This window comes from Acinetobacter sp. ANC 3832, assembly GCF_002135415.1.
In the GTDB taxonomy this organism is placed as follows: domain Bacteria; phylum Pseudomonadota; class Gammaproteobacteria; order Pseudomonadales; family Moraxellaceae; genus Acinetobacter.
Window position 1 is genome coordinate 1 of the sequence record NZ_NEGJ01000004.1, and the last position, 24,511, is coordinate 24,511.

20 protein-coding genes and 1 pseudogene are annotated in these 24,511 nt (G+C 40.2%); 3 read left to right on the plus strand and 18 right to left on the minus strand.

What is annotated here, in order from left to right; all coding sequences use genetic code 11:
• The 16 genes and pseudogenes from B9T35_RS18390 to ndhC form a co-directional block, all read right to left on the minus strand.
• Positions 1-549: pseudogene (locus B9T35_RS18390) on the minus strand (hypothetical protein); the annotation flags it as partial.
• Between the two features lie 212 nt (positions 550-761).
• Positions 762-1,058 carry a cold shock domain-containing protein gene (locus tag B9T35_RS06590; RefSeq protein WP_086190331.1) on the minus strand — a complete coding sequence of 99 codons (297 nt, stop codon included), beginning with the start codon at positions 1,056-1,058 and terminating at the stop codon, positions 762-764.
• A gap of 87 nt (positions 1,059-1,145) precedes the next feature.
• Complete coding sequence (gene upp / locus B9T35_RS06595) at positions 1,146-1,781, minus strand: uracil phosphoribosyltransferase (RefSeq protein WP_086190332.1); 636 nt, start codon at positions 1,779-1,781, stop codon at positions 1,146-1,148.
• A gap of 121 nt (positions 1,782-1,902) precedes the next feature.
• Complete coding sequence (nuoN, locus tag B9T35_RS06600; RefSeq protein ID WP_086190333.1) at positions 1,903-3,399, minus strand: NADH-quinone oxidoreductase subunit NuoN; 1,497 nt, start codon at positions 3,397-3,399, stop codon at positions 1,903-1,905.
• 2 nt (positions 3,400-3,401) lie between these two features.
• On the minus strand, positions 3,402-5,018 hold the full coding sequence (nuoM, locus tag B9T35_RS06605) for an NADH-quinone oxidoreductase subunit M (RefSeq protein ID WP_086190334.1): 1,617 nt from the start codon (positions 5,016-5,018) through the stop codon (positions 3,402-3,404).
• Between the two features lies 1 nt (position 5,019).
• Complete coding sequence (gene nuoL / locus B9T35_RS06610; protein ID WP_086190335.1) at positions 5,020-6,909, minus strand: NADH-quinone oxidoreductase subunit L; 1,890 nt, start codon at positions 6,907-6,909, stop codon at positions 5,020-5,022.
• Positions 6,906-7,214, minus strand: coding sequence for an NADH-quinone oxidoreductase subunit NuoK (gene nuoK / locus B9T35_RS06615; protein WP_086190336.1), 309 nt, complete (start codon positions 7,212-7,214; stop codon positions 6,906-6,908). Before nuoK ends, nuoL begins: the two co-directional genes overlap by 4 nt.
• Entirely contained in the window at positions 7,214-7,732 is a 519-nt protein-coding gene (nuoJ, locus tag B9T35_RS06620) for an NADH-quinone oxidoreductase subunit J (RefSeq protein ID WP_171264238.1), read from the minus strand. The genes nuoK and nuoJ overlap by 1 nt, the downstream gene beginning before the upstream one ends.
• Complete coding sequence (gene nuoI / locus B9T35_RS06625) at positions 7,732-8,274, minus strand: NADH-quinone oxidoreductase subunit NuoI (RefSeq protein WP_086190338.1); 543 nt, start codon at positions 8,272-8,274, stop codon at positions 7,732-7,734. Before nuoI ends, nuoJ begins: the two co-directional genes overlap by 1 nt.
• An 18-nt stretch (positions 8,275-8,292) precedes the next feature.
• A complete protein-coding gene (gene nuoH / locus B9T35_RS06630) occupies positions 8,293-9,309 on the minus strand; it encodes an NADH-quinone oxidoreductase subunit NuoH (protein WP_086190339.1) in 1,017 nt (338 codons plus the stop codon).
• A gap of 2 nt (positions 9,310-9,311) precedes the next feature.
• Positions 9,312-11,996 (minus strand): NADH-quinone oxidoreductase subunit NuoG, encoded by a 2,685-nt coding sequence (gene nuoG / locus B9T35_RS06635; RefSeq protein ID WP_086190340.1) that lies wholly within the window; start codon positions 11,994-11,996, stop codon positions 9,312-9,314.
• Between the two features lie 11 nt (positions 11,997-12,007).
• Complete coding sequence (nuoF, locus tag B9T35_RS06640) at positions 12,008-13,339, minus strand: NADH-quinone oxidoreductase subunit NuoF (RefSeq protein WP_086190341.1); 1,332 nt, start codon at positions 13,337-13,339, stop codon at positions 12,008-12,010.
• Complete coding sequence (nuoE, locus tag B9T35_RS06645) at positions 13,336-13,845, minus strand: NADH-quinone oxidoreductase subunit NuoE (protein ID WP_086190342.1); 510 nt, start codon at positions 13,843-13,845, stop codon at positions 13,336-13,338. The genes nuoF and nuoE overlap by 4 nt, the downstream gene beginning before the upstream one ends.
• Before the next feature lie 12 nt (positions 13,846-13,857).
• Positions 13,858-15,645: an NADH-quinone oxidoreductase subunit C/D gene (gene nuoC, locus B9T35_RS06650; RefSeq protein ID WP_086190343.1), complete on the minus strand. Its 1,788-nt coding sequence runs from the start codon at positions 15,643-15,645 to the stop codon at positions 13,858-13,860.
• A gap of 87 nt (positions 15,646-15,732) precedes the next feature.
• On the minus strand, positions 15,733-16,410 hold the full coding sequence (locus B9T35_RS06655) for a NuoB/complex I 20 kDa subunit family protein (protein ID WP_086190344.1): 678 nt from the start codon (positions 16,408-16,410) through the stop codon (positions 15,733-15,735).
• A 7-nt stretch (positions 16,411-16,417) separates the two neighbouring features.
• The gene (gene ndhC, locus B9T35_RS06660; protein ID WP_086190345.1) at positions 16,418-16,966 is read right to left on the minus strand and encodes an NADH-quinone oxidoreductase subunit A; all 549 of its coding nucleotides are present in this window, start codon (positions 16,964-16,966) and stop codon (positions 16,418-16,420) included.
• Between the two features lie 800 nt (positions 16,967-17,766).
• On the opposite strand from ndhC, the gene B9T35_RS06665 reads away from it, so the two are divergent.
• Positions 17,767-18,123, plus strand: coding sequence for a hypothetical protein (locus B9T35_RS06665; RefSeq protein ID WP_086190346.1), 357 nt, complete (start codon positions 17,767-17,769; stop codon positions 18,121-18,123).
• A 196-nt stretch (positions 18,124-18,319) separates the two neighbouring features.
• Here B9T35_RS06665 and bfmS read toward each other — a convergent pair whose 3' ends face one another.
• Complete coding sequence (bfmS, locus tag B9T35_RS06670; RefSeq protein WP_086190347.1) at positions 18,320-19,957, minus strand: sensor histidine kinase BfmS; 1,638 nt, start codon at positions 19,955-19,957, stop codon at positions 18,320-18,322.
• A 124-nt stretch (positions 19,958-20,081) separates the two neighbouring features.
• The gene (gene bfmR, locus B9T35_RS06675) at positions 20,082-20,798 is read right to left on the minus strand and encodes a response regulator transcription factor BfmR (RefSeq protein WP_086190348.1); all 717 of its coding nucleotides are present in this window, start codon (positions 20,796-20,798) and stop codon (positions 20,082-20,084) included.
• Between the two features lie 535 nt (positions 20,799-21,333).
• On the opposite strand from bfmR, the gene B9T35_RS06680 reads away from it, so the two are divergent.
• Positions 21,334-24,213 carry a ribonucleoside-diphosphate reductase subunit alpha gene (locus B9T35_RS06680; RefSeq protein WP_265733438.1) on the plus strand — a complete coding sequence of 960 codons (2,880 nt, stop codon included), beginning with the start codon at positions 21,334-21,336 and terminating at the stop codon, positions 24,211-24,213.
• Between the two features lie 124 nt (positions 24,214-24,337).
• Positions 24,338-24,469 (plus strand): preprotein translocase subunit YajC, encoded by a 132-nt coding sequence (locus B9T35_RS18630; protein WP_086190614.1) that lies wholly within the window; start codon positions 24,338-24,340, stop codon positions 24,467-24,469.
• Positions 24,470-24,511: the final 42 nt, after the last annotated feature.

Here is a 24,511-nt window from a genome sequence, read left to right on the forward strand (position 1 = left end):
TTCCACAGATTCCACAGATTCCACAGATTCCACAGATTCCACAGATTCCACAGATTCCACAGATTCCACAGATTCCACAGATTCCACAGATTCCACAGATTCCACAGATTCCACAGATTCCACAGATTCCACAGATTCCACAGATTCCACAGATTCCACAGATTCCACAGATTCCACAGAAGGAATTTCATGCCCTTGACCATGAAGCAACAGGAAATCTTTTAATTTCTGATGATAAAACTCAGCATCTGCTTCATCTTCTGTTTCAGGCTGGTGCTCTTTTTCAGATATTTTTCGTAATGCTTTTATATCTTTCTTATTATTGAAATAAAATGCATTTTTATGATCCAAACGTACAACTAGATGTATTTTCTCGGCCCCATTATTTTCGACAATCGTACATTTAACTCGTTCTCCAATTTGAGGAACAAGATTTGTATTTGGGAAGTCACTTAAGGCAAAGTCTAAAACTCGATTATTATGAAGTAAAACAATACAGCCCTTATGTTCTTCTGTGTTGTAATTTTTTACTATACCTCTGTAAAACATAGTAATTTCTCTATCTTATTATAATATCTAAGCAATAAAAAAAGGAGGTTAATAACCTCCCCTTCATAATACTCGATTTTTAATCTTCTTGTACACTACCAAAATTTTGTAAACTGTATCACAGAAAGATAAAGCCTGAAATGATATAACCTTTTTATCCAAATCGAGCTAAACAGATGCTGTAATATCATTTAAATTTCAGCATTTAACAATCAACGTCTAAAATTAGACAACAATGATGTCGTGATTGATTTATTGTGCGTAGATACTTTTGATTTCTTCGCTTTTGCAGAATTATCTTCTACTCGCTCAATCTTAATAGCTTTAAATGCATTACCATTTTCAGCGATAGCAAATTTCACTCTTTCATTTCGTTTTGGCTCACCTTCCGCTGCAGGAAAATCTGAAATATGAAAGAAAATATCGTCTTGTTCATGGATAGAAATAAAACCAAATCCTTTTTCAGGATTGTACTGTTTAATTTTTCCTTGCTGTAACTCTAATTTCATGAGCTTCACCCTATTCTATAAACGCTATAATCACAGTATATTAAAAAAGAGGCAATATTGCCCCTCTTATTGACTCAGTCGGAGAACTTAATCTTTTTGCACTGAACCAAAGATTTTATCGCCAGCATCACCCAGACCTGGCACGATGTAACCCTGTTCATTTAAGCCTTCATCCACCGATGCAGTGAAAATCGTCACATCGGGATGAACTGCTTCAACACGTTTAATCCCTTCAGGTGCAGCAACCAGTACCATCACACGTATATCTTTACAGCCACTTGCTTTTAACACATCAATCGCAGCAACCAAAGAACTACCCGTCGCTAACATTGGATCAATAATCATCGCAATACGATTTTGTACATCTGGAACCAATTTTTTATAGTAAGTGCGCGCTTCTAAGGTTTCTTCATCACGCTCTAAACCCAATACAGAAACTTTAGCACTTGGAATCAGGTTTAGGAAACCTTCCAACATGCCAATACCTGCACGTAAAATAGGAACAACTGTAATTTTTTTACCAGCGATACGATCGACGGTAACTTTACCCGCCCAACCATTTACTTCTTGATCACACATTGGTAAATCTTTAGTAGCTTCATACGTTAACAGCATGGTCACTTCCTGAGCAAGCTCACGGAAATTTTTGGTGCTAATGTCTGAACGACGTAATAAACCAAGTTTATGACGAATGAGTGGGTGACGGATTTCTTGAATGGGCATGGGGAGAATACCTAAAAACATAAAACATAATTTGATCTATTATAAATGTTTTTTATATTAAAAATAAAAAAAGCCCTCAATCAATGAAGGCTTTTTTGTTAACAACAATCGTTTTTATCGATTAGTGCTGTTGGGTCAACATCATATGCAATGGCGATAAAATCTCAGATTTCAACGCAAAGCTAATGATTGGGTCTGGATATACACCAATAAGAAGCACTAACAATGCAGCACCTAATACCATAATACCACCCACTTTTTGCCCCCAATGATCAACGGCATCAATACGTGGATTTTCAGGTGGCGTCATGTACATCACAACCATGACACGTAAGTAATAATATAAACCAATACCACTACCCACGATCACCATTGCAGCCAAGAACCAATGTTGAGTTGTCACAGCAGCCATAACCACCATGAACTTACCAATGAAGCCTGCTGTTAATGGAATACCTGCTAAAGACAACATCATCACAGTCAATGTCGCTGTTAACACTGGACGACGCCAGAACAAACCACGATAGTCAGCCAGTGATTCTGCTTCATCTACGTTGTTATATGGGCTAGACATTAAAGCAACTGCACCGAATGCACCGATGGTTGTTAATGTATAAGCCACCACATAAACACTGACACTGCCCAAGCTTGCATACGTCATGCTCACAAGTGCAATCAGTAAGTAACCAAAATGAGCAATCGATGAGTAACCTAAAATACGTTTTAAGTTGACTTGACGAACAGCCAATAAGTTACCCACAACAATCGAAAGTACCGCAATAATGGTAATAATCGTCACAACAGATGGGATTAAAATCGCACCTGAAGTAAGAACAAAACGTACCATTAAACCAATGGTTGCAACCTTAGCAACGGTTGCTAAGAACGTTGCAATTGGAGCAGGCGCACCTTGATAAACATCAGGTGTCCATTTATGGAATGGTGCAAGAGAAAGTTTGAAACCAATCGCAAAGATGATTAAACCTAAACCTAAAACCACCATTGGTTGTTTGATTGCTTCAAACAATGCTTGTACAGAATCATAGAATGACAATGAACCTGTGTATGCATATAGATAAGCCATACCCATCAACAACATTGCAGATGCAGTTGCAGAAAGTACGAGGTACTTAATCCCTGCTTCCAATGATTTTGAACGTTGATGCGTATATGCCAATAGACCATAAATTGGAATCGACATTAACTCTAAGCTAATAAAGAATGATGCATAGTGAGAGCTACTCACCATTAACATCGCACCAGCAACCGAGATCATCATCAAGATATACAGTTCTTCACGCTTATCTTTATAACTTTCAATATAAGCATGTGACAAAGTGCAACATGCAAGCGCTGCAATAATCGTCATCAATTGATAGAACAATGTAAATGGATCAACCATAAACATGCCCATCACGTTGGATGGTGCAAAAGCACCACCAAACATCATGAATAAAATATTAATTGCTGCAAGGTTTAAACCCACAACTGACGCTGTTGCAATTAAATTATGATTACGTTTAATTGCAGTGAGAATCATCACAACAACCGCGGTCAAAGCCACGATCATTACAGGAGCCAATGGCATAAGTTCAGAGAATGAAATTGTGAAGTTCATGATTATTGGATCTCCACATTTTGTTGTGAAACTACTTGTTGAGTAGTATCAACGATTTCTTGGACTGGAACAGGAATATAGCTATTCGCTATCCAAGCCATACTTGAGTTTGAAATATCAAGGAAAGATTGTGGATAGATACCGAGCCAAATTAGACCAAACGCACAAATCAGCAAAATCACAACTTCACGCGTATTCAAGTCTTTTAATGGACTTGTATAATGCTGTTTTTGCTCTTCGTTTGGTGTACCAAACAATGCTTTATGGATCAAGATTAAACCGTAAAGCCCTGCAAATACCAAGCTCACTGCAGCAAGAATGGTAAACATTGGGAATTTACCGAATGAACCCATAAGAATCAGGAATTCACCAATAAAGTTTCCTAGACCAGGAATACCCACAAGCGCAGAAACGAAGAACATTAAGAAGAATGGTAAGTATTGGAATTGACCACGAATACCACCCATCAAACGTAAATCACGTGTATGTAAACGCTCATACACTTGACCACACATAATGAACAATGCAGCAGAGGATAAACCATGTGCCAACATCATGATCATTAAGCCTTGGAATGTCAGAACATTACCTGCGTAAAGCGCAAGTAAAACAAAGCCCATGTGTGAAATTGAGGTATACGCAAGTAAACGTTTCATATCAGTTTGTTGGAAAGCACACCAAGCGCCGTAGAACACACCAATAAGACCCAAAATAATGGCAATATCTGCAAATTGTGCAGATGCAGCTGGGAAGAATGGAATTACGAAACGTAATAAACCATAAGCCGCAGTTTTAATTAAGATACCTGCTAAGTCTACAGAACCTGCTGTAGGTGCTTGAGCATGTGCATCTGGTAACCAACCGTGTAATGGGAAAACTGGAAGTTTCACCGCAAAACCAATAAACATACAAATCATTAACGCATAAGCAATATGAGGTGCTTGCTGATCTAATGTATTTGCCACTGCAAGTAAGTAGTTGTAATCGAAGCCAACCATACCTGTCATCATGTATCCATAAACCACAAGGCCTAGAATACCGATGAGCATGATCAAACCTGCTACTTGAGTATAGATAAAGAATTTAGTTGCAGCATAAACACGAGATTTACCATCTGCACCTTTATGACCCCAAAGTGCGATCAAGAAATAGATAGGTACAAGCATCATCTCCCAGAAGAAGAAGAACAAGAACATATCAATCGCAAGGAATACACCAATCACACCACCCAAAGACCATAAAAGGTTTAAGTGGAAGAAGCCTACATTCTTTTGGATCTCGCCCCATGAACAGCCCACTGCAAGTACACCCAGTAATGCAGTTAAGCCGACCATCAATAAAGATAAACCATCCATTGCTAAATGAATACTAATCCCTAAAGACTGAATCCATGGTAAATGAAACTCAGCAGCCCAAGTTGGCGCTTTTTGCCCCAACTGGTAAGTAAAATCACCTTGGTTCCAAAGCGCAATGGTTAAGCCTAATGTAATCAGCATACCAACTAGCGCGATGTAACGCGGTAAGTGTTGATCGAGTCGATCTACAATCCAACACAGAAAACCAGCAATGAACGGTACGAGGATCAACGCAGGTAAAATCAAATTATTTGAACTTTCCATCTTATTTCCCCACGACCTGAATTACGATCAAGATCATCAATAACACCACTACACCGAGTGACATACTTGATGCATATTCACGTAATAAACCTGTTTGACGTGAACTCGTAAACTTATTACCACCTTTAACAATTGCAGGTAATACAAGCCACAAGCCATCAATAGGATCACGACCAAGAATTTTCGCGATAAGTAAATATGGTTGAACAAATACGATGTTATAGAGTGAGTCGAAACCAAATGCATTACGACAAATAGAGACAAGACCCGCACCAAAAGATGTAGCAGCAAAGTTTTTCACAGCATTATAAGCAAATACAAATAACACCACGCCAACCACTAAGCCAACAAGTGCAATACCGACCGCAGTATATTCTGCAGAATGCATACCATGCTCTAAGACTTCAGGAACATTAAATGCTGGAACTTTTGCAGCATTTAAAGCGTTCATTACTGGTGCTTTTAAGAAGTAAGCTAAACCAGTTGAAAGAACAGCTAAAATACCTAAAGGCAGCCAGTAAGTCGCACCTTTGATCGCATGATACGGCGTATTTTCTTTGCCAAAGAATACAACCCAAATTAAACGGAATGTATAAATAGACGTTAAGAATGCACCAGCAACACCCACCCAATATAACCAACCGTACATTGCAACCGATTGACCTTGAACCCAAACTGCACCCAAAATTGCGTCTTTCGAGAAGAAACCAATGGTTAAGAATGGGATTGCAGCAAGTGCACCACCACCAATCGCGAAACAAGCAAATAAGAATTTGTTATGCTTGAACAAGCCACCCATTTTGAAGATGTTTTGTTCGTGATGGTAAGCAAGAATCACAGCACCTGAAGACAAGAATAATAATGCCTTGAAGAATGCATGCGCCAACATGTGGAATAAACCTGCTTGGTACGCTTCAGCACCTACAGCCATAAACATATAACCCAGCTGACTCATGGTTGAGTAAGCCAAAATACGTTTGATGTCTGTTTGAACCAAGGCAGCAAAACCAGCAACAAGTAATGTTACCGCACCTGTAATTGAGATAAATTGTAGTACTTCTGGTGCCATTTCAAACACAGAAAACATACGACAACATAAATAAACACCGGCTGTAACCATCGTTGCAGCATGGATTAATGCAGATACTGGTGTAGGACCAGCCATTGCATCAGCCAACCATGTTTGTAATGGAATTTGAGCTGATTTACCTGCTGCACCCAAGAACAACATCAATGCTGTCCAAATGGTTAAAGATGAACTTAACGTCATTACATGTGGTGCATTTTCTACAATGGTACCAATGTGCAAAGTGCCAAACTGTTGATAAAGCAAGAACAATGCGATGAGTAAGAATACGTCACCAACACGTGTTACGGTAAATGCTTTAATTGCAGCGAAACCATTTGACGGGTTTTTATAATAAAAACCAATCAATAAGTATGAACACAGACCTACGCCTTCCCAACCTAAGAATAGTAAAGCTAAGTTGTCACCTAATACGAGGATCAACATGCTTGCTACGAATAAGTTGAAGTAAGAGAAGAAACGTGCAAAGTCTTCTTCACCACGCATATACCACGTTGCAAAAACATGGATCAGGAAGCCGACACCTGTGATCATACCCATCATCAAGAGCGATAAGCCGTCTAGGTGTAAATTAATGCCAGGTGCAAAACCACCCACATTAAACCAAGTCCATAAATGCTGAACGTAAAATGCTTCACCACTATTTGTAAAGGCAATACCCGCGATCAATGCAAATAATGCAGACAAACCCACTGAACCTGCGCCAATAATTGCAGACATATTTTCAGGAAGTTTGTTACGCCCTGCCGCTAAAAGGATGAAACCAATGAGCGGGAATAAAATCGTTAAAAATAAATAACTCATCCGCGCATCTCACTAGCAGCATCCACATCCAAGTGATGGAAGCGATGATAAAACTGAAGGACGATCGCAAGACCAATACAAGCCTCTGCAGCAGCAAGTGTCAAAATCAAGATAAACATGATTTGTCCATCTGGTTGTACCCATGCGCTACCCGCCACAACGAATGCAAGCGCTGCTGCATTCATCATGATTTCAAGGCTCATTAACATAAATAAAATATTACGTCGTACCATTACACCGTAAAAACCGAGTGCGAAAAGAATGGTCGCAACGATCAAACCATGTTCTAAAGGGATGTTGCCCATTATTCTTTTTCCTCTTCTGCACTTGATTCACGTTTGCCTAAGTGAAATGCTGCAACAAGGGCTGCAAGCAATAACATCGCGGCAACTTCAACCAATAATAAGTACTGAGTAAAGAGTGCTTGACCAACAGCTTTAGGTCCTACAATTTGTGTTCCTAAAACTGCACCGTGTGTGGTGTAGTTCGAACCCAGCATCCATACAAGAATTAAGCCGAGTAGGAAACTCATTAATGCAGGAAAGGCCCATGCATCTGAAGTCAGCCATTTGCGTTCTTGATCAACCGTATGTTGACCGAGATTCAGCATCATCACCACAAATACGAACAGCACCATAATGGCACCCGCATAGACAATAATTTCAAGTGCTGCTGCAAATGGTGCACCAATAATCATAAAAATACCTGCAACTGCGAGCAAAGAAACAATCAAGCTCAACAGTGCATGGACTGGATTCGTGTTTGTTACAACACGAACCGTAGAGATGATGGCCACAAGTGCCATCAAATAAAATGGCCACATCATGGTAATAAGCTCCGTACGTCTACAGGTTTACTTTCTTTTTGCGCTTGACCTTTTTCTTTACCATCAATCGCCATACCAGTAACACGGTAGAAGTTATAGTCTGGGTATTTACCAGGACCAGAAATGAGTAAGTTTTCTTTCTCATACACTAAGTCTTGACGAACATACTCACCCATTTCGAAATCTGGTGTTAATTGGATGGCTGTAGTTGGGCAAGCCTCTTCACACATACCGCAGAAAATACAACGTGAGAAGTTGATACGGAAAAACTCCGGATACCAACGACCATCATCTTTTTCAGCTTTTTGTAAAGAAATACAACCCACTGGGCAAGCAACTGCACACAGATTACATGCCACACAACGTTCTTCGCCATCTGGATCACGTGTTAATACAATACGACCACGATAGCGTGGAGGTGCGATCTGCTCACCTGGCACTTCTGGATATAAAATGGTGTCACGTTTACGTGTCACATGTGAGAAAACCATCCACAATGACCGTACGATTGACCCAACGCCAGCTAGAATTTTATACATTTTGTACTCCCTGCTGTCCTAGGCCGCTTGATTCATAAGAATCACAGCACCAGTTACCAAAAGGTTAACCAACGCCAGTGGCAAACATACCTTCCAACCAAAGTTCATAACTTGGTCATAACGTGGACGCATTAATGCACCACGTGCTAAAACAAACATCATGACAAAGAATGCTGTTTTCACAATGAACCAGAAAGCTGGTGGTATAAATGAAATTTCTAAATTAAATGGTGCTAACCAACCACCGAAGAATAAAGTCACGATTAAAGCAGAGATTAAAATGATGTTGACGTATTCAGCTACGAAGAACATCCCCCACTTCATACCACCATATTCTACGTGATAACCTTCAGCCAATTCTTGTTCAGCTTCTGGTTGGTCAAATGGATGACGATGCGTTACCGCAACACCCGCAACCACAAAAATCATGAACCCAAGGAACTGAGGAATAATAAACCATACATCACGTTGTGCTTCTACGATGTCACGCAAGTTAAACGAACCTGCAATTGCAACAACACCCATCAACGAAATACCCAAGAACACTTCATACGAAATGGTTTGAGCCGCAGAACGTAGACCACCAAGTAATGCATATTTATTATTTGAAGACCAACCACCAAACAATACTGCATAAACCGCAATACCCGCCATTGCCATAAAGAACAATAGACCGATACTCATATCGGCTACACCCATCGTCGGACTAACAGGAATAACCATAAATGAAAGTACCGCAGTTGCCATCGCAACTGCTGGTGCTAAACGGAATGTTAATTTATCCGCAAATTTTGGTGTCCAATCTTCCTTGAACATGATTTTGAGCATGTCAGCAACGATTTGGAACATCCCGCCAGGACCGACACGGTTTGGACCGTAACGGTCTTGCCATAGTGCCAATAAACGACGTTCAATAAACGACATCAATGCAGCTAAAAGTACCACCACCAAAAGAATAACAATGGCTTGTACCACTGAATATGCAACTGGCCAATCTTGTGCCCAAGTCGGTAAGGCGCGTAAAGATTCATTCATGATTACACTCCTACCGCTATAGAAATAGGTTCAGCAAGAGAAATAGTTGGCGCCTGACCTACTGGATAACCAATATAACCTGTCGGTAAATAATCAATCACTTGTACAGGAAGACTAATGGTCGTCTCGCCTGATTGAACTGTGATTTTTTGACCATCTTGTACATTCAAGCGTGTTGCATCTTGCTCGCCTACTGCAAATGCAGCAGTTGGAATACGTGATTCCATCGCAGGTGTTTTCGCAAGGAACTCACCCGATGCAAAAATATGATGCATAGGTACAAGACGGAAACTGTCAGGATTTGCTACAACTGTTGTCGGTGCAACATAAGTACGTGCAGGAAGCTTCGCTAAACGATCGAATAAACGAATGCCTGAGTCACCACCTTTTAAATGACCGCCCACTTCGTCTTGGTATTTATTCCAAGATTGTGGAGAGTTCCAACCTGGTGCCCATGCAAATGGTACCAATGCCGCTTTAGTTTGTGTACCAACATAACCTTCCATAGAGAATGTTAATGCTGAGTCTACATCGACAGGTTGCATTGGCTCATGTACGTTTAATGGCGCACGCATTGCCGTACGACCAGAATAACGACGTGGTTCACGTGCGATTTTCAAACCATGAACACGATAGCCAGCATCTGGTGCAACATCGAGAATCGCTTCAAATACAGGTACATTACGTGCCACTGATTCAATAACATCATCCAAGATTGTCCAAGAAATGGCTTTATCTTTCACGCCTGTTTCAATGGCATGTAACCAGCGCCAAGATTCTTTAACCGCATATTCTGGTTTGTAATAACTTGGGTCATATACTTGATAGAAACGCTGAGCACGACCTTCTTGGCTTACAACCGTACCATCACCTTCAGCAAAACTTGCAGCAGACAATACAACATCCGCAGCTTTTACAGTTTCAGTTTCAGAATGATCTAATACGATGACACTTTGTGCTTTCGCCAAGGCAGATTTAACTTGAGCTTCAGGTAGACGACGGAATAAATCATTTTCAACAACAATGATTGAATCATAATCTTGAGCAAATGCTTGTTCTAGGCTTAAACCACCAAACAATGCCATACCCATAGAGTTCACTTCAGGAACAACCAAAGATAAGCCAGCATGTGCACCTAAATTTTGTACAACTTGCGCTGCTGCTTCCATAATAGAAGCATCTTGTAAGCTTGTACCCGCAATGATTAATGGTTTTTTCGCTGCTTTTAAAGTGTCTGCAATGGTTTGAGCAAATACTTTCGCATCATCATCTAAACCATTAACTGCTTCACCCGTTAAAGATGCTGCAACAGCAAAACCTAAGCGTGCAATATCATTTGGAGATGCAACAACTTCACCTTCAGCAACATCCGCTAAACGTGTTTGCGTTGCAGCTAAAATGTAAATTGGTGAATTGGCATCTTGCCCAATACGTTTAACAGGTTCTGCTAACCATTCTTGCGTACGACGATCTGCAGCCATTTGCTTGGCTTTATTTTTCGCAGCTTGGCGAACAGACAATGCCATACGTGGTGCAGTTTGAGTTAAGTCTTCACCTAAAATCAATACTGCATCATAGCTTTCAACTTCACGCATGCCAGGGTTATAAATACCCTCCGTTTGCATAATTGAAGCTGCAAGCTCAGCTAGACTTTGCTCTTTTTGCGATAAACCCGTTGAGAAATTTTCTTGCCCAACCAATTCACGAAGTGCAAAGTTAGATTCTAATGATGCACGTGGTGAACCAATACCTAAAACTTTTTTGCCTTTCGTATATGCAATCACTGAATCTAATGCACGATCAACAGAAATGTTCGTCACACCCGCAACATTACGGAACTGAGGCTGACGTGGACGATCTTCACGGTTCACATAACCTGTACCGAAACGACCTTTATCACAAAGGAAGTATTGGTTGACTTCACCATTGAAACGGTTTTCGACACGACGGATTTCGCCATAACGTTCACCCGGTGAAATATTACAACCTGAAGCACAGCCTTGGCATACGCTTGGCGCATATTGCATGTCCCATTTACGGTTATAACGTGCAGAATGCGTCTTATCTGTGAATACACCAGTTGGGCATACTTCAGTTAAGTTACCCGAGAATTCAGACTCTAAAGTCCCTGATTCTGGGCGACCAAAGTAAACACGTGAAGCATTCGCATAGACACCAAAATCTGTACCGCCCGCATAGTCGTTATAGTAACGAACACAACGGTAACATGCGATACAACGGTTCATTTCATGTGAAATGAACGAACCTAATTCTTGGTTGTAATGCGTACGTTTTGTGAAGCGATAACGACGGCGATCATGACCCGTCATTACTGTCATATCTTGTAAATGACAATGACCACCCTCTTCACATACCGGACAATCGTGTGGATGGTTAGTCATTAAGAATTCAACGATCGATTCGCGGAAATCTTTTGCTTCTTTGTCTTCAATCGAAATATAGGAATTGTCAGACGCGGGCGTCATACATGACATTACTAAGCGACCACGTGTATCTTCAGGGTTCGCATATTGAGTAACAGCACATTGACGGCATGAACCGACAGAACCTAAGGACGGATGCCAACAAAAGTACGGAATATCAAGACCCAGACTTAAACATGCTTGTAGCAGGTTTTCTGAACCATTGACTTCGTACGATTTGCCATCGACATGAATTGTAGCCATAGTCGAATTCCTTAAGCTTGTTCTACGAGGCTGGCTTGAGCAGCAGGACGATCTGTCACTTTTGCTTCAAACTCGCTACGGAAATATTTGAGTGCACCCATCAGTGGTTCCATCGCACCTGGTGCGTGAGCACAGAAAGTCTTCCCTATCCACAATTTTTTGGTGAGTTCTTGAAGATGTTGAATATCTTCCATCTTCCCTTCACCTTTCTCAATTGCGATAAGTGCTTTCACAGCCCAAGGTAAACCATCACGGCACGGCGTACAGAAACCACATGATTCACGTGCAAAGAATTCTTCTAAGTTACGTGTTGCTGAAACCATACATTGAGTTTCATCGACCACCATCAACAAGCACGTGCCTAAACGTGAACCTGCTTTCATGATGCTTTCCGCATCCATAGGGAGATCAATATGCTCAGCTGCCAAGAAGTCAGTTGATGCGCCACCTGGTAACCATGCTTTCAGTTTCAAGCCATCACGCATACCGCCCGCATAGTCTTCAATGACTTCACGTGCAGTTGTACCAAATGGAAGTTCCCATAAACCTGGGAATTTCACTTTACCTGATGCACCATAAATTTTTGTGCCTGGATCTTTCGACTTACCTTCAGATAAACCAACATACCACTCAGGACCACGTAAAATAATGGCTGGCAAGTTATTGAAAGTCTCTACGTTATTCACAATCGTAGGACGACCCCAAGCACCTGCAACTTGTGGGAATGGTGGTTTAGTCCGTGGGTTAGCACGACGACCTTCAAGCGAGTTAATCAATGCAGTTTCTTCACCACAAATATAACGACCTGCACCTGTATGGACGTGTAGATCAAAATTCCAGCCTGTTCCTAGGATGTTTTCACCCAAGTAACCTTTTGCACGAATTTGCTCTAACGCTTCATTTAAGTATTGTGCAGCTTCGATGTATTCGCCACGAATGAAGATATAACCTTGCGTTGCTTCAAGGGTATAACCTGCAATCAACATCCCTTCGATCAATTGATGAGGAAGTTTTTCCATCAACAAACGGTCTTTGAATGTACCTGGTTCCATTTCATCAGCATTACAGATTAAATAGCGTGGACCACCATCATTCGGTGCCATCAACGACCATTTAATCCCTGCTGGGAAACCTGCACCACCACGACCTTTTACGGTTGCAGCTTTAATTACATCAAGCACTTCAGCAGGTTTAAGTTCAAGCGACTTTTTAAAACCTGCATAACCTTCTAATGCTTCATAGTCATCAGCACTACGAACATTTTCTTGTTTGCTTAAACGCCAAGTCAATGGATGGGTTTCGGGATTACCGTCGCCATAAATTGGTTTTGGTTCAGTATTCATACATACTTCTCCAACAGCTGTTTCACTGAGCTCACCTCAACCAAACCATGCGTATCGCCATCAATCATTAATGTTGGGCCTTTATCACAGTTCCCTAAACAGCAAATCGGAAGTAAGGTAAAACGATCATCAGCTGTCGTTTGACCAAATTGAATACCGAGTTCGCGTTGGAATGCTTCAGCTAAAGTTTCAGCACCCATTAAGAAACACGCAATCGAATCACATAATAAAATTACATGACGACCCACAGGTTGGCGATAAATACGGTTATAGAACGTTGCAACACCTTCTAAATCTGCAAGGCTAATCGTTAAAAGTTGAGCAATTGCATTCATCTGTGCGTCATCTACCCAACCATTACGGTTCTGCACGCTCTTTAATGCATCTAAAGATGCTGCGCGTGGGTATGGATAGTGACCCATGTGATGTTCAATGTCGTGAATTTCGTCCGCAGTCAAAATCCCTTCAACATTCACACGTGGCTTTTTATCAGTCAAAATCATCATAATGCGTTCCCCTTAGCGATCCACGTCAGCCATTACGACGTCAATTGTCGCTAAATAAATGATTAAGTCAGACATTAAGCTGCCGTTAATCACAGAAGGCATTTGCTGTAAGTGCGTGAAAGTTGGTGTACGAATACGGGTACGGTAACTCATCGTTGACTTATCTGAAGTCAAATAATAGTTACTTGCGCCTTTTACCACTTCTGCCATGACAGATGCTTCACCCGCTGGCATTACAGGACCCCAAGATACGCTTAAGAAATGCGTAATCAAAGTTTCAATATCTTGTAATGTTTTATCTTTCGGTGGTGGGACAGCCAATGGATGATCCGCTTTATATGGACCAGAAGGCATATTATCCAAGCACTGCTTAACGATCTTTAATGATTCGTTAATTTCATGGAAATGCACCATGACACGAGCGTATGCATCACCTTCGTATTCTAAAGGCACTTCAAAGTCGTAATTCTCGTAACCACTATATGGTCGATACTTACGCACATCAAAATCAATACCTGTCGCACGTAAGCCCGTACCTGTCACACCCCATGCCAATGCAGATTTTGCATCGTATTGAGCAACATTACGGGTACGACCAATGAATACAGAGTTGCGTAACGCAGCTGTGTAGTATTCATTCATACGCTTTGGCATCCATTCAAGGATGTCACGAATGAGTTTTTGCCAGTTGTTTGGAAGATCGTGCGCAGTACCGCCAATACGGAACCATGCTGGATGCATACGGAAACCTGTAATGGCTTCAATTGCATCATAGATTTTTTGACGATCGGCAAACATATAGAATACAGGGGTCATACCACCCGCATCCTGAATGGCTGTACCAATAAACAATAAGTGGTTATTAATACGGAATAATTCAGACATCATGACACGGATACATTGTGCACGGTCAGGAACAGTAATTCCTGCCAATTGCTCAACACCCATCACATAAGGCATGTTTTGCGCACAACCACCTAAGTAGTCAACACGGTCGGTATAAGGAATGAATGAATGCCAAGTTTGACGTTCAGCCATCTTTTCCACACCACGGTGGTGATAACCGATATCAGGCACACAGTCTTTTACTTCTTCGCCATCTAACTGCAAAATGATACGGAAAGCACCGTGAGCAGATGGATGGTTCGGACCTAAGTTCAAGAACATGAAGTCTTCGTCTTCATTACCACGTGTTAAGCCCCAGTCTTCTGGAACAAAACGTAAGTGTTCTTGTTCAAAATCCTGTTTCGCTTGGTTCTGCATATACGGTGTATATTCAGTCGCACGTGCAGAATATTCTTTACGTAATGGATGACCTTCCCAATAGGTTGGCAACAAAATACGACGGAGCATTGGATGCCCTTCGAAATTGATCCCAAACATATCGTAAGCTTCACGCTCGTACCAGTTGGCATTCGGCCAAATGTTGGTTGCTGTTGGAATAGTACTATCACTATCACTTAAAGCAACTTTAATACGAATATCACTATTGCGTTCTAATGAAAGCAAGTGATAAAACACTGTGAAGTCTGACGCAGGTAAACCCTCTCGGTTTTGGCGTAAACGCTCATCAACCGCAGATAAGTCAAATAGCATCACGTACGGACGTGACACTTTGCGCAAGAACATAAGAACGTCTTGTACGCGAGCGCGTTCGACCCAGACCGTTGGAAAGTCTTCAAACGTCGGTTGCACATAGAAGTTCTCACCAAATTTGGCTTTGAGATCTTCTACAATCGCAAATGCTGGGCGTGAATCAACAGGGGTTGACTCTGGCATAGCAATTTCAGTTTCAGCCATTGGCTTGGCTTCCTATTTAATACAAATTCTGTCAATTTTTTTCGATGATCATATCCGTCAGATATGTCAAAAATTCATCTCAAAAAATTACTCAATTTCATCCATAGAGCGTAAGTTTTTCACGGCAATACGTTCAGCATTTTTACGATCACGTTCTGGCATCATCTTTGGCTTATAAACAGGCTTAAGATCATCACCAATTACCGCTGAAAGTGGACGGCGCTCTAATTGAATTTGGTCTTGTAACAACATTAATGCTTGAATTAATGCTTCAGGACGCGGTGGGCAACCTGGAACGTACACATCCACAGGAATAATTTTGTCCACACCTTGTACAACTGAATAAATATCGTACATACCACCAGAGTTTGCACAAGCACCCATGGAAATAACCCATTTAGGCTCAAGCATTTGCTCATACAGACGTTGAATTACAGGTGCCATCTTCACAAAGCATGTACCCGCAATAATCATCAAGTCTGCTTGACGTGGTGAAGCACGAATAACTTCGGCACCGAAACGTGATAAGTCATGCACACCCGTTAAGGTGGTTGCATACTCTACGTAGCAGCATGATGTACCAAAGTTAAAAGGCCATAATGAATTTTTACGGCCCCAGTTTACAGCTGTATGTGCCACATCCTCTAAACGAGTCATGAACACATTTTTATTCACTTCTTCTTCAAGCGGATCAACAACATTTTGACGCTCTTGAAGTGGATATTGGTCAGCATCTGGATTCGCACGGGTTAACGTATATTTCATTCCCGAGTTACTCCTTGTTCAGTGACATAGTCGGTGTTTTCGATTTCACACGACCAGACGATTGAGCTGGAATAGTCCCTGTAGGGTCCATCACCAACTCTTCAATAGAATTGAAGCGTGTAATTTCTGCAAGGTCCATATTTGGTGAACCTATTTTAGGTTTAATCCCTGCTGCTTTACGACGATCTGAAGGTGACCAATTCAACGCACCTGTTGAAAGTTCGTAAATCAAGCCAACGAGCAAAACTAAAATAAATACAGCAGCTGTTACAAATCCTACCCAACCCACTTCACGAACTGAGTTCGCCCATGCGTAAAGGTAAAGTGCTTCCAAATCGAACACCACAAAGAAAATTGCAACCAAGTAAAACTTTGCAGACAAGCGGATACGTGCACCACCAGCACCCACCACACCTGATTCAAATTGCTCTTGCTTCGCACGTCCCCATGACTTACCCCCAAGGAGTAAAGGAACAGTGAGCATAAAGACACATAGAAATGTAACACCGATCACGAAGGCAATAACTGCCCATTCGTATGGAGTAATGGCACTCATGCGGGGATAACTCCTGGCAGGCCTATTATTAACAAAGAAAGAATGTATGTATTGGCCTAGTAAATACACCAAACACAAAATAAATCTGGTCAATTGTACCTGATTGATGTCATCTCTTGCTAGTTTATAGGTATAAGTCTTTCGGATGATTTTTTAAGCAAAATTTATAATTCGGACGAATTAGAGTCATTACAGCACCTCTTAATCGTTTTACAAAATAAAAACTATTTTAACGATTATTTTTTCCGAACACAGTTACAATAAGTTCAATTTACAATCACAAATCAGTCACTTAATCTCTATCTTTGAAGTGGTTTTATCTGTTTTTTGAGATTAATTTTGCTTAAAACCATAAAATTGAGTGATATTTTAGCATTCCACATAGTTGAAATATTTTGTTACACCGTATAGAAATAATTTTTATTAAAATATAGAAATAATCAAACAAATATCTCAATATGATAATTAAATATAAAAAATACATTCATTTTTAAACTTTATGATTTAAATTTATCAGTAAATACTTAAAAAACACCAACCCTCTTATTTTCAACACTTATCACATAATCACTTTTTTAATCTTTTGTTACTTCCATGCCTACTTTTCACCAACCTTTTAAAACACTCTATTCTTATTCAACCCCATACCCTTCAAAATGCAAATTCATGCGCAAAAAACAATTCATCTTTAATGGCATTTAGGTTAAATTTTCAATTTAATAACAAGCATTAATTAACTTTATACAATTCATATCAATTTGATGTGTATGCTTAAAGCCATAAGAAGGAGTAAAAAAAAGATGAATCTAAATTACGCACATAAACCAAATTATTTTCTATACGCTCAATTATTAATACGTCATATCGAGGGGTACGTTAAAAAACATCCAGATGCAAATAATGCGATTTTTGACTTACGTGATATTTACGAAGTATTTCGCCAAGATTTAGCATCGACCACGACCAATCTTGAAGGTATTTTAAATATTGCTGATGAATATTTAGTTGACACCATCAATGGTGATCAAAAAATCATTAGCGCTTATAAAATTGATGCTGAACAAAACAGTTTATTGATTGATTTTAATTCGGATGCTTTGCAATCTGTAAGAGAAGGCAAACCTTTCATTGAACCTGATGCAACCTCTTACCAATAATAAGTAAGTTTTAGAAAATCAATAAAGCGCCAATCGGCGCTTTATTTTTACTCAAGATTTTGTATAACCCAACAATCCAATTTGATTACTTCTCTCTATTGTTAAGGAGAGTTAAAAGATTGGCATTCAAAGAACTGATGATTCAATTCATCAAAATCCATCTTTTTAAAATGTCATTTTGAATATAAAAATAGAACTACGCTACTTTTTTCTTTTTAAATCGCTTCGCAGGCCAAGACATGGTAAATCGAGCCCCCCCTAAAGTGGGACTTGCATCCGCCTCAATTGTTCCGCCAAACCAATAAGCGATACGACTCACAATAGACAAGCCCAAACCATAACCGCCTGAAGCTCGAGTTCGACTATCATCTAAACGTGCAAAGGCTTCAAAAACTCGTTTGCGATCTTCTTCTGGAATACCTGGCCCATCATCTTCAACACAGACATATGCCATACCTGTTTCTGCGTTAATTCCACCAGAAATATTCACTTGATGATCACAATACCTCACCGCATTTCCAACCAAGTTTTGTACAACACGATGTAGGTAGCGTCGCTCTGCATCAACAATCACGCCATCAGCTAAGGGATTTAAATGAATTATTTTTTGAGTTTTAAGGGCTTCTGTTTCTACAGCAACTTGCTTCAATACATCCTCAAGCTCAATTTTTTCAAAATCTAAGGATGGTGTGCCCTGCTCTAATTTTGCATAAGTCATGATTTCATCAATTAGGGTATTTAAAGCCTCAATATCTTTATCAATCATTTCCACTTGTTGCATACGATATTCGTATTCATCTTCATCTGCGAGCATTTCCATACCGAAACGGATCCGCGCCACAGGCGTACGCAACTCATGTGAAACCGCGCGCATCAACTCTCGCTGAGCTTCGATTAAGCGTTGGATATGATCTGACATATTGTTATAGCTTGAAGCCAAACTTGCCATTTCATCATGCCCTTCCACAGGAACACGAACAGACATATCCCCTGTTTTCATCACATCTAAAGCTTTATTGACCTGACGAACCTTGCGTTGAATAGGCACAATCAAACCATAAACACCGAGACTCAGCAAAAACATGCTCAGTAATGTAATGCCAGCTGCCAGTTTAAATGGCATCCAATTAAACATCGGCACAGGTCCCATGACCAAAACCGAGTCAGGTGCATTTAACATTGGAGTGACAATTGAGATATTGGTGCCACTTTCAGAAGCACTATCTCGATACAAAATCACACTTTGATCTGAACGTAATCGACCAATTTGCTCTGTATCCAGTTTTAATTGTGAAATTTTTTGAATACCGACAGGATAAGCAAAGTGTTGTTGTATTTTCTTCAAATATTCTTGTTCTTGTCCAGGATAATAAACCAAATAATCCAGTACAAAAATTGGGAGTGCTTTCATTTGGCGTTCACCAAATGCGCCGCTTTCTACTTTAATGGCTAAAAAATGCTTTGGATCGCTTTTTAAAGCAATAAAAACATAAGCCACATTCTGCTCTGCATTGTAGCGAACGACAGCTTGCTGCCTTTCAATACGTTTTTCTTCTGTTCGAGACAGATCGACTTTTTTAGCATCCACATAAAACATCGGAAGCCCCAACCATGTTGAAGCATCCGAAACCCAATCTTTTTTCTGCTGTAAGGTCGGTTGTCGCTCTACACTTTCACTTAAGACAAATGACAAGCCATCGGTCAGTGATTCACGATATTCTTGCACACGTTGATAGTTAATGATTTGAACAAGTAAATATCCAAATATCGCCACCAAAAAAACAAGAATGATAAGACCTGCGTAAATACGCAAGAATATACTGTGCTTTGACACGCAACTGATCCTTTAAAAGGAAAGTTTTAAATTACCGAAGTTTATATTGAACTGGATGCATAACACCTTTGTCTTTCTCTCTAAAGGAAAAACAAAGGTCATAAAATTTTATGCAAGATCGCAATTATAAACCGTTGGTTTCTTTAACAAACAAGTAACCTTTACTACGTACGGTTTTAATACGTTTTGGATTTTCAGGATCATCGCCAATTTTTGGACGAATACGTGAAATACGCACATCAATTGAACGATCTTGACCATCGTACTCAATACCGCGTAGACGTTCAAAAATATCTTCACGAGATAAAATGCGACCAGCATTTGAAGCCAATAACCAAAGCAGATCATATTCAGCACTGGTGAAATCAACCAACTCACCATGTAAAGTCACTGAACGTCCACCATTATCGATCACAAGATCATCAAACTCGATGCGTTGAGCAACTTCGTCTTCTGGTGCTTTATCTGTACGGCGTAATAATGCGCGGATACGTGCAAGTAATACACGTGGTTGGACAGGCTTAGCGACATAGTCATCCGCACCCATCTCCAAGCCAAGCACTTGATCCATATCTTCAGTACGTGCTGTTAACATCAAAATCGGTTGATGATAATGTGGACGAACTTCGCGACAAACGGTTAAACCATCTGCACCTGGGAGCATGACATCAAGAACTACCATATCTGGTTGTTCACTAATGATGCGACGGATGGCACGATTACCATCTGGCTCTACCCCAACTTCTAAACCGTTACGAATCAAATACTCTTGAGTTAAACGAGCAAGGCGTTCGTCATCTTCAACGATTAAAATTTTTGGTAACTTTTCTTCTTGGCTCATATATATGCCCCTGTATTTGATGAGGTGTCTGCTACAAAACTCGCAGATTCAACACACTATGCTTTGCAATATACACACGTTTACATTGTAAACAAGACCTCATTCACCAAACTGATACATGACAGTAGCAATTTGTTATATTTTTATTAATTGTTGAATTAGCATGACTTTTTAAAGTAATTACAGAGATTGTTTATTGAATAACTCAGCTTATTAAGATTGGATTATTTTTTATACAAAATGTTTCATTGTTCATATTCTGAGTGTTTATATATTTATTTTTACTTATCCACAAAGTTATCTATAAGCACTTTAAAGCGACTTTGTTATGCTATCTCCTTGTCAAATAAGACATACAACAAAAATGATTCAAGATCGTTAAATAAGCATTCTTTTTTTGATTGATGAGAGAAAAAAAATTATCAAAATGTCAATATTGATCTAAGCTAAAAATTCCCGTATCTTGTGCCTTAACTTATATTAAACCACTAAGTCTTGTGTTTAGTCCTCAAATATCGTGCAATGTAAAAAGCCGATTCAAACGGTCCATAAACATAATAATGATGACAATGGAGCTACGCTGACAATGAGCGCAATTACAACCCCTGGTCAACTTCAAGTGATTAAACGCACTGGCGATGTTGCCGCTTTTGATGCAGACAAAATTTCTGTAGCAATTGGTAAAGCTTTTTTGGCCGTTGAAGGTCAACAAAGTATCGATTCAAGCCGTATCCACGACCGTATTACCCAATTAACAGAAATGGTTATGAATACCTTCGATCGTCGCTTACCTTCAGGCGGAACGATTCATATTGAAGAAATTCAAGATCAAGTTGAATTGGCACTCATGCGTACAGGCGAGCAAAAAGTTGCACGTGCTTACGTTATTTACCGTGACCAACGTGCTTCTGCACGTCAAGAGACAGGTGCTCACCACCACCCGACTTTACAAATTACAGATGCGAATGGTCAGCTTCAACCTCTGGATTTAAGTCAACTTCAAGCGACAATTGAAAAAGCAAGTGAAGGTCTTGAAGGGATTAACGTTCAAGCGATTATCGATGAAACGGTTAAGAACCTTTATAACGGCGTAAAAGAGTCAGACATCTCTACTACAATGATGATGGCGACTCGTACACGTATTGAACAAGAACCAAACTACACTTATGTGACTGCTCGTTTGTTACGTGATGATCTTGTATCAACAGGTTTAAAATTCTTAGGCTTACCGACAGATACAACTGAAGGCGATGCACTTGAAACATTCCTGAAAAAAGGGATCGAGCTTGAACTTGTTTCACCTGAGCTTTTAAATTTTGACCTTGTAAAATTGGCAGCAGCGATTAAACCAGAACGCTCTAATCAATTTACCTATTTAGGTCTACAGACTTTATTTGATCGATACTTCATCCATTCAAATGATGTTCGTTTTGAACTTCCGCAATTGTTCTTCATGCGCGTGTGTATGGGTCTTTCTTTAAATGAAGGAAACCGTGAAGATCGTGCAATTGAGTTCTATAACTTATTGTCTAGCTTTGACTACATGGCTTCTACGCCAACATTATTCAATGCAGGGACTTTACGCCCACAACTATCGAGCTGTTATTTAACAACTATTGATGATGACTTGTATGATATTTATGGCGCAATGCGTGATAACGCTTTGTTGTCTAAATGGGCAGGCGGTTTAGGCAATGACTGGACACCCGTTCGTGCTTTAAACTCATACATCAAAGGCACCAATGGTAAATCTCAAGGTGTTGTTCCATTCCTTAAAGTTGCCAACGATACTGCTGTTGCGGTCAACCAAGGTGGTAAACGTAAAGGTGCTGTTTGTGCATACCTTGAAACTTGGCACTTGGATATTGAAGAATTCCTAGAGCTTCGTAAAAATACAGGTGATGACCGTCGTCGTACACATGACATGAATACAGCAAACTGGGTTCCAGATTTGTTCATGCAACGTGTATTTGAAGATGGCGATTGGACACTCTTTACACCATCAGAAACACCTGATCTTCATGATTTAACAGGTTTAGAGTTTGCTGAACGTTATGCTTACTACGAAGGCATTGCGAAAGAAAGCAACATGCTGCATAAGAAAATCCGTGCAAAAGACTTATGGCGTAAAATGTTGTCTATGTTATTTGAAACAGGTCACCCGTGGATCACGTTCAAAGATGTATGTAACTTACGTTCACCACAACAACATGTTGGTGTCGTTCACTCATCAAACTTATGTACTGAAATTACTTTAAATACAAATAAAGACGAAATTGCAGTATGTAACTTGGGTTCAATCAACCTTGTACAACACGTTCAAGGTGGTGAGTTAGATCGTGAAAAACTGGCTCGCACAGTAAAGACTGCTGTTCGTATGTTAGATAACGTCATCGACATCAACTATTACGCAGTTCCTCAAGCACGTACTTCAAACATGAAACACCGCCCAGTGGGTATGGGGATCATGGGCTTTCAAGATGCGTTGTATGAAATGAACCTTGCTTATGGTTCTGATGCTGCGGTTGATTTTGCCGATGAATCAATGGAAGTGATTAGCTACTACGCAATTTCAACGTCAAGTGACCTTGCAATTGAACGTGGTGCTTATGAAACATTCAAAGGTTCATTGTGGGATCAAGGTATCTTACCAATCGACTCTTTAGACTTGGTTGCAAAAACACGTCCAGAGCGTATGTTTGAAGTAGACCGTACACAACGTTTGGACTGGGATACTTTACGTAACAAAGTTCAAAAAGATGGTATGCGTAACTCAAACGTGATGGCGATTGCTCCAACTGCGACAATTTCAAATATTTGTGGTGTGTCTCAGTCAATTGAACCTACATTCCAAAACCTGTATGTGAAATCTAACCTTTCTGGTGAATTCACAGTGATTAACCCGTATCTTGTACGTGCGTTAAAAGATCGTGGTCTTTGGGATTCAGTGATGGTTAATGACCTGAAACACTTTGAAGGTTCAGTTCAGAAAATTGCGCGTATTCCTGAAGAATTAAAAGCAATTTTTGCAACTGCATTTGAAGTGGATACACGTTGGATTGTAGATGCTGCATCACGTCGTCAAAAATGGATTGATCAAGCACAGTCTCTTAACCTTTACATCGCCGGTGCAAATGGTAAGAAACTTGACATCACTTATAAGATGGCTTGGTTACGTGGTCTTAAAACGACGTATTACCTTCGAGCATTAGGTGCGACTTCTGCTGAGAAATCGACGATTAATACGGGTACATTAAACGCAGTGAAAAACACTTCTGCTGCTGCTCCTGTCGTTGCTGCTCCAGTTGTACAAACTGCACCTGAAGCTGCTCAAGAAGATGATGCTTTTTCTCAAGCGGCACCAGTACCATTGGCATGCTCAATTGACAATCCTGATTGCGAAGCGTGTCAGTAATTTTTTAATCAACAACCTCCCCTAACCCCTCCTAAAAGGAGGGGGATCAAACATTCAAAAGGTGTACTCCTTCTCTTTTTCAAAGAAGAGGGTTAGGGATAGGATTGTAAAAAAGGCTAAGAACATGTTCCATTTAAGTCATAACTACGAGTTAGGCATTTTTGCACTGATCTTAGCCTTTCTTATTTTTTACATCCCAATGGCTTATGCTTTTATCGCCATTCGGAAACAACATAAGAGCAAGCAAAATAAGTAGTGTGGGCATTTGCTCTTTTGAACAATTTTAGAGCTTTGATCG

Coding starts and splice junctions, on each gene's coding strand:
- B9T35_RS06590 (WP_086190331.1), bottom strand. CDS start 1,058: ATGAAATTAGAGTTACAGCAAGGAAAAATTAAACAGTACAATCCTGAA.
- upp (WP_086190332.1), bottom strand. CDS start 1,781: ATGCCCATTCAAGAAATCCGTCACCCACTCATTCGTCATAAACTTGGT.
- nuoN (WP_086190333.1), bottom strand. CDS start 3,399: ATGAACTTCACAATTTCATTCTCTGAACTTATGCCATTGGCTCCTGTA.
- nuoM (WP_086190334.1), bottom strand. CDS start 5,018: ATGGAAAGTTCAAATAATTTGATTTTACCTGCGTTGATCCTCGTACCG.
- nuoL (WP_086190335.1), bottom strand. CDS start 6,909: ATGAGTTATTTATTTTTAACGATTTTATTCCCGCTCATTGGTTTCATC.
- nuoK (WP_086190336.1), bottom strand. CDS start 7,214: ATGGGCAACATCCCTTTAGAACATGGTTTGATCGTTGCGACCATTCTT.
- nuoJ (WP_171264238.1), bottom strand. CDS start 7,732: ATGTGGCCATTTTATTTGATGGCACTTGTGGCCATCATCTCTACGGTT.
- nuoI (WP_086190338.1), bottom strand. CDS start 8,274: ATGTATAAAATTCTAGCTGGCGTTGGGTCAATCGTACGGTCATTGTGG.
- nuoH (WP_086190339.1), bottom strand. CDS start 9,309: ATGAATGAATCTTTACGCGCCTTACCGACTTGGGCACAAGATTGGCCA.
- nuoG (WP_086190340.1), bottom strand. CDS start 11,996: ATGGCTACAATTCATGTCGATGGCAAATCGTACGAAGTCAATGGTTCA.
- nuoF (WP_086190341.1), bottom strand. CDS start 13,339: ATGAATACTGAACCAAAACCAATTTATGGCGACGGTAATCCCGAAACC.
- nuoE (WP_086190342.1), bottom strand. CDS start 13,845: ATGATGATTTTGACTGATAAAAAGCCACGTGTGAATGTTGAAGGGATT.
- nuoC (WP_086190343.1), bottom strand. CDS start 15,645: ATGGCTGAAACTGAAATTGCTATGCCAGAGTCAACCCCTGTTGATTCA.
- B9T35_RS06655 (WP_086190344.1), bottom strand. CDS start 16,410: ATGAAATATACGTTAACCCGTGCGAATCCAGATGCTGACCAATATCCA.
- ndhC (WP_086190345.1), bottom strand. CDS start 16,966: ATGAGTGCCATTACTCCATACGAATGGGCAGTTATTGCCTTCGTGATC.
- B9T35_RS06665 (WP_086190346.1), top strand. CDS start 17,767: ATGAATCTAAATTACGCACATAAACCAAATTATTTTCTATACGCTCAA.
- bfmR (WP_086190348.1), bottom strand. CDS start 20,798: ATGAGCCAAGAAGAAAAGTTACCAAAAATTTTAATCGTTGAAGATGAC.
- B9T35_RS18630 (WP_086190614.1), top strand. CDS start 24,338: ATGTTCCATTTAAGTCATAACTACGAGTTAGGCATTTTTGCACTGATC.